A 5,885-nucleotide genomic window follows, 5' to 3' on the forward strand; every position below is an offset into this window, starting at 1 on the left:
GCGCAAGCTGCCCACTTCACGGCAGCGCTGGATCAATACCCTATGAGTAAAGAGTCGCTGCACTCGATAAACCGTGGTGCGGCCGACCTGCTCTTTCCGCAGTTCTCACGAAAGGTCTCACCGTGACCGGCGCTGAAATCCTCACCAACCGCGGGCGTTGGGGGTCGGCCGACGAGCGCGGCACCCTCAACTTCATCACACCAGAGGCGAGCGCCCGTGGTGCTGCTGAGGTGCGCACTGGTCTATCGGTCTCGCTCGCCTACCCGGTCACTCCGGTTCCGCTGGCCGCACCGGTGCCGTTTGGCGCTAATCCCATGCCCGCCGGCGTGATGCAGGTCATGACTTACACCGGTTCACCCTCCAAGGCGATGGTCGATCTTCTCGTCATCAACACCCACCACGCATCGGTGACTCACATCGACGCGCTCGCCCATGTGCCGATCGATGGCCAGGTCTACCCCGGAGTCGACCTCGATGCTGCCGTCGTCCGAGGCACCGTCGCGCACGGGTCAACTACCGCGTTCGCGGCGGGCCTCACGACACGCGGCGTGTTTCTCGATCTTGCATCGAGCGGCAGGGTGGAGGCAGGGCGCGAGATCACTTCAGCTGACCTAGATGCTGCCGAGGAGCGGTCGGGGCTGCACGTTGAGTCGGGTGATGCTCTCGCGCTTCGTGCTGGCTGGGATGTCGGCGCCTCTATCGGGCAAACGGTGCCAGTGCTCACGCTTGATGCCGTGGGATGGCTGGCCCGCCGCGAGATCAGCCTCTATCTGGGAGACGTTGGTGATCCGCCACCCATCCGCCCCGGAATTGTGATGGCACTGCACGGTGTAGCACTGCCCCAGCTTGGGTTGCCCCTCATCGACAATCCTGACCTGTCGGGTCTCGCCGAGATGTGCGCACGGACCGGCCGAAATGCATTCCTGCTCGCCCTCGCTCCCCTGCGCATCCACGGCCTGACTGGCGTTCCAGTCAATCCGCTAGCGATCTTCTAAGTGTCTCGAAAGGACTAATCGTGACCGTTCTTCTCCTCGGTTCAACGGGAAACGTCGGACCGCATACCGTTGAAAGCCTGCTAGAAGCGGGATCGGATGTACGAGTGCTCGCCCGCGACGCTGCTCGGGCCCGAGGCATCCTTCCCGCCTCCGTCACCGTCATCGAAGGCGACCCGGCCACCGACGCCGATCTGCTCGCCGCGGCCGACGGCGCGACTGCTGTCCTGCTGCTCAGCGGTCACGGGTTCACGATGGCTGAGACGCAGCTGAGGGTCATCCGAGCCCTGCGCCGCGAGCCGATTCGAATAGTGAAGTTGTCTGCGACGAGCAGCGCGATTCGCCACGACGGGCCCCACGTGGCTCGACAGCACTGGGAGGTGGAAGAGGTGCTCAAGGGTGGAGACAACCCTTTCGTGATCCTTCGACCGAATACGTTCATGCAGGTCGGTATCGGTTGGCTCATGGGCGCTGCAGCCCAGTCGGGAGACGCTGTGCCCAACCCGATCGGCACTGCCGGGGTGAGCATGGTGGATGCGCGCGATGTCGGTACCGTGGCCGCCCGAGCGCTGGCAGCTGACTCCTGGGATGGCGAGACCCTCGTACTCACCGGGCCCGAAGCTGTGACCTATCCGCAGATTGCCGAGCAGATCGCTGCGGTGACGGGAACGGAGTTGCGACTGTTCGACATGACCCCGGCAGGCGTGCAGGCTGCTCTGATCGGTCGTGGGGTGGAGCCGTGGGAGGCCGAACACTTCGCCGAGATGTACCAACTCATACGCGACGGCGAGTCTGCCTTCGTCACCGACGACATCCTTCGTGTCACCAACCGGGCCTCCAGCACCGTAGCGAGCTACATCGTCGAGTCAGCTGCCGCTGGCCTTTTCACACGGAAGCACTAAGGAGCGCTCGGATGCCGAAGTACAACCTGGCCGACGTCAAGCTCGGCACCCTGATGGACGACCCAGAGGCGCTCGCGATCATCGAGAAGCACGTGCCTGAACTGCAGAAGCTTCCCATGCTCTCGATGGCAAAGAAGATGTCATTCAATGCGGTCGTCGGGATGGCCAGCGGACAGCTGGGCAAGTCCGCAGTCGAGGCGATGCGGGAGGAACTCGGCTCGCTGTGACGAAGAGGGGTCCGAAACCGGGGTTCGTGCCGCGCGACTGGCTCGAGGTGTCCTGCTCGTCCTGAGTGTCGTCCTCGCGACGCGACTGGTGATCAGTGTCGTCGTGAAGCCAGGCAGCTGTGCTGCTCAGTCGCTCGTGACCAGCAGTGTCTTCGCCCATTCGATGTTCTTCATCACACTGGGAACGATGACGGCCCGTTCGCATCGCCAGAATGGTCACAGCCTGCACGTCTGTTGGGAGGTGTCACTCGCCGTCGTCAGTCGTGTCCGCCTTCTTATAGGCAGTAAGCAACGCGAGTCCCCACGCGCTCGCCCGGTCGAGTTCCCCGTCGACGAGGCGGTTCGCCTTGTCGACGAGGAAGCTCTCTGCGGGAAGCAGCTCGCGCGAGTGAAGATGCTCGAGCCTTCGAACAACCTTGGTTGCAGCAGATCCCGAGAACAGCTCGGGGACGTCCACCCGCGTGTCGAACGCGGCAAAGAACTGCGGCCCCTTCACGAGCTGATCCAACCACTCCCTCAGCCCGTCACCCCTGGCCTCGACGTCGAGCGTTACCGTCGCCGCCGACTGTTCGGCCCTGCGTCGCGCTTCCGTGCGAGTCGCCGGTCGGCTCAAGCCGTGGACATGAGTTGGACCTCCCATAACAAGCAACGGTGTCGCTGCTGCCTGTGCACTATCGACGGAGTGGATGCTCAGAACACGGGCACCGAGCCCAGAGGCGATCGCCTCCGCAATCAGGTGCGAATTGCCGAACATCGATTCATAGGCGACGAGTGAGCCGGGCACGGTCCGGTCCGTGTTGGGTAAATCTGCGTGTGTGGTCATGACTAAATACTCGATCGGCTGTCGCCGTGTTCACAGTGCCATTGGTCCCGCCTCGCGCCTACTGCTCAGCAGTCGCTGGCACGCACACGCGCCGAGTCAGCCGGAGAAGGTCATGGTCCGGGGCCTCCTTCGTCATCAAGCCCTGGAGGTGGCCACGGCGGTGCAACTCTCGCATCGTCGGGGATAGATGATCCAGCCCGGGCGGACGAGGTAGATGCCCCGTCACAAGCCTGCGGTCCGTTGAGATGACCGCATTGAGTCATGTCGATAAGGCAGCGCGCCGTACGTCTGCGACCGTTGAGGACTGTTCTTGTGGCGGGTGATAGCTTCGACGAGGCAGAGAGGGGCCGATGTCCGAGTTCATTTCCGCCACCGCAGACATTCGCGGCGAGTACCGCTACGCGCTCACCCGTGTATGGGACGCGGCGCTGCCAATGATCACCTTCGTGCTTCTCAACCCGAGCACAGCCGACGAGGTTCAACTCGATCCGACACTGCGGCGGTGCGTCGGTTTCGCGAAGCGCGAGCGGTGCGGTGGCATGGTGATCCTCAACCTGTACGCATTCCGCACCAAAGACCCGAAAGTGATGCTGGCCGCGACCGACCCGGTGGGACCGGATAACGATCGCGTGCTTGCCGACGTCACCGGCACCGTCGTCGCGGGGTGGGGCATGAACGCGAAGCCGGCCCGGGTGGCGCTGGCGCTGGCGCTGCTGCCGCGACTTCACGCATTGGGCGTCACGAAAAACGGGCACCCCCGGCATCCGCTGTACGTGCCGGCCAATGCGCCGCTGGTCAGGTTTCCGAGCTCCGGAGAAGAGGCCGCCTCCGTGTGAAAGAGGATCGAGGCAAACGGAAGTTCTCCAGTCCCGGCCGGCCAGTCGCCGGAGAATCCGATGGGCGAGGACTGGGGCAGGCTCGTCGCGCACTACCTTGCCACGCGAACCATGCGCGAGCGGGTGCTGGGCGAGACTTCAGGCGAGGGGACCACTGGCGTTGACGATCGCTCCGATCGTGCTGGGACGCGAGATGCGCCTGTGAGGTGAGCTGCGGGAGCCGGAGCGCGACTACAAGGTCACGCTGGAGGTCGCGGAGAGCGGCGTCATCCACGTCACGTTTGCGCACTGAGGTTTCGCCGACCTGCGGCTATTGCTCGATCAGGTTCAGTTGGGTGCCATCAGGGTCGATGAGGTGGGCGACTCGGTGGCCCGAGGGCTGGGCGCGGGGCGGTGACAGTCGTGGTCTTCCGTTGACGGCCACGGGCACGCCCGAGTTCTGGATGACCGCATACAGGTTGTCGAGGTCGGCGATGCGGATGCTACACATGAAGGAACTGGTCGAACAGTCCAGGTCGGGGCGGGGGAAGAACTCGAGTTCAAGGCTGCCCGCGGTCAGGATCATCCAGTGGTCGTCGCGATAGGTGCGTTCGAATCCCAGCGAGCCGTAGAACGCCTCGGTGGCGTCGAAGTCGCGCGAGGGCAGGTTCGGCACTGTGCGGTCGGTCATGGTTCTACCGTAGCGAGGCGGTGTCGGGGCATCCACAAGGATAGATAACCACTGCGTAATCGACTGAAAGCCTGCGGGAAACTTGATCTGAACAATAAGTCAGGGGTAAGTGTGACAAATTCCTCTCACTCCCGGTTCCCAAGGGCTGGCCGGGGGCGACCCGCGCGCGGTGTGATCTACGCGAGGTTTGCGGCTGCCGTCGACGAACTCAAGAACTACGGTGGCGTGCCGAGCCCTCAGGAATCTCAGCTGATCTGGGACGACATCTGGCACCGGGAAGCCCACAACTCCACTGCGATCGAGGGCAACACCCTTGTGCTGCGGAAGGTGCGCACCCTCCTTGACGAAAACCGTCCGGTAGGCGGCAAGGACCTCAAGGACTACATGGAGGTGCTGGGCTACGCCGAAGCAGCACGCTGGGTCTACTCCCAGGCACGTGTCGTTAATGGCACAGCACCCGGCAGCACGCCGTTGGGCAAGCTAGTTTCCGTCGCTGAAATCAGGAACGTCCACCAGCTGACCATGCAGCGTGTGTGGGCGGTTGCGCCTCATCCGCATGCGTCTCCGGATGAGCAGTCAGATGCGTTTCGTCGGCACGACATCCGGCCATTTTCCGGTGGAATGGTTCCGCCTCCCTGGGTGGATGTCTCACCGCAACTAGCAACCTGGGTCGACACCGCGAACAGCAACGGCTCGGCCATCATCGCGGGGAAACTCGAGCCTTCCGAGATCCCCATTGCCCTGGCCGAGATGCACTCGTTATTCGAGCGCATCCACCCGTTCATCGACGGCAACGGTCGCACCGGGCGGCTCGTGCTGAACCTGATCCTGGTGCGGTTGGGATTTCCACCGGCGATAATCTTCAAGTCGAGTCGCAACCGCTACCTGACGGCTCTCGACAGGGCGGATAAGGGCGATCTCGGCCCACTCGCCGAGTTGCTTGCGCGGTCGGTGATCGACAACCTCAACCGATTGATCGTGCCGAACATCGCCGGCCCTGCCCGGTTGGTGTTACTGAAGTCCCTAGCCACCCCCGAGCTAAGCTACCAAGCGCTCCGCCAGGCGGCGTCCCGGGGGAGACTCGACGTGAGCTACAGCTCGGACGGCACTGTGCGTTCGAGCAAGTTGGCCGTCGACGCCTTCCTCGACAGCAAATACTCGCGATAACGCAGGGCCACATAGCGGCCAGCCACCGGTTTGCTCGGTCTTAGCCTGTGTTCTCACCTGGTTTTCTTACGCTGTGGTCCGCAGGGTGAGGGATATCCCGACGTACCCCAATGTGGGCATATCGCCACATAAGTCGATGTGGAACGATCCCGACAGAGGCGAATATGCTCGCTTCACCGTTGCGGAATTTTCGCAGTGTGGGCCCTTCATCAAGGTCGTGCGCGAGAGCCGCCCTCATCGGCGGCGAGCAGATGACCGATCCGACCGC

Annotated in this window: 7 protein-coding genes; 5 read left to right on the forward strand and 2 right to left on the reverse strand. The window is 63.3% G+C overall.

From position 1 onward, the window contains the following. The first annotated feature begins 122 nt into the window (after positions 1-122). Genes RMN95_RS12040 through RMN95_RS12050 form a run of 3 tightly spaced genes read left to right on the forward strand, consistent with a single transcriptional unit; the run spans position 123 to position 2,121 of the window. Positions 123-995: a cyclase family protein gene (locus tag RMN95_RS12040; protein ID WP_309617152.1), complete on the forward strand. Its 873-nt coding sequence runs from the start codon at positions 123-125 to the stop codon at positions 993-995. Positions 996-1,015: 20 nt separating this feature from the next. After that, positions 1,016-1,894, forward strand: a complete 879-nt coding sequence (locus RMN95_RS12045; RefSeq protein WP_309617153.1) for an NAD(P)H-binding protein — start codon at positions 1,016-1,018, stop codon at positions 1,892-1,894. An 11-nt stretch (positions 1,895-1,905) separates the two neighbouring features. Further along, positions 1,906-2,121 (forward strand): hypothetical protein, encoded by a 216-nt coding sequence (locus RMN95_RS12050; protein WP_309617154.1) that lies wholly within the window; start codon positions 1,906-1,908, stop codon positions 2,119-2,121. Positions 2,122-2,365: 244 nt separating this feature from the next. Here the strand turns inward: RMN95_RS12050 and RMN95_RS12055 are convergent, their stop codons facing one another. Continuing rightward, positions 2,366-2,944 (reverse strand): hypothetical protein, encoded by a 579-nt coding sequence (locus tag RMN95_RS12055; RefSeq protein ID WP_309617155.1) that lies wholly within the window; start codon positions 2,942-2,944, stop codon positions 2,366-2,368. Positions 2,945-3,294: 350 nt separating this feature from the next. On the opposite strand from RMN95_RS12055, the gene RMN95_RS12060 reads away from it, so the two are divergent. Further along, on the forward strand, positions 3,295-3,780 hold the full coding sequence (locus RMN95_RS12060; protein ID WP_309617156.1) for a DUF1643 domain-containing protein: 486 nt from the start codon (positions 3,295-3,297) through the stop codon (positions 3,778-3,780). Positions 3,781-4,090: 310 nt separating this feature from the next. Here the strand turns inward: RMN95_RS12060 and RMN95_RS12065 are convergent, their stop codons facing one another. After that, on the reverse strand, positions 4,091-4,450 hold the full coding sequence (locus tag RMN95_RS12065; RefSeq protein WP_309617157.1) for a bleomycin resistance protein: 360 nt from the start codon (positions 4,448-4,450) through the stop codon (positions 4,091-4,093). 171 nt (positions 4,451-4,621) lie between these two features. On the opposite strand from RMN95_RS12065, the gene RMN95_RS12070 reads away from it, so the two are divergent. Beyond that, positions 4,622-5,617 carry a Fic family protein gene (locus RMN95_RS12070; protein WP_309617158.1) on the forward strand — a complete coding sequence of 332 codons (996 nt, stop codon included), beginning with the start codon at positions 4,622-4,624 and terminating at the stop codon, positions 5,615-5,617. Positions 5,618-5,885 lie beyond the last annotated feature (268 nt).

Source organism: Salinibacterium sp. (assembly GCF_031364185.1).
Taxonomy (GTDB): domain Bacteria; phylum Actinomycetota; class Actinomycetes; order Actinomycetales; family Microbacteriaceae; genus Rhodoglobus.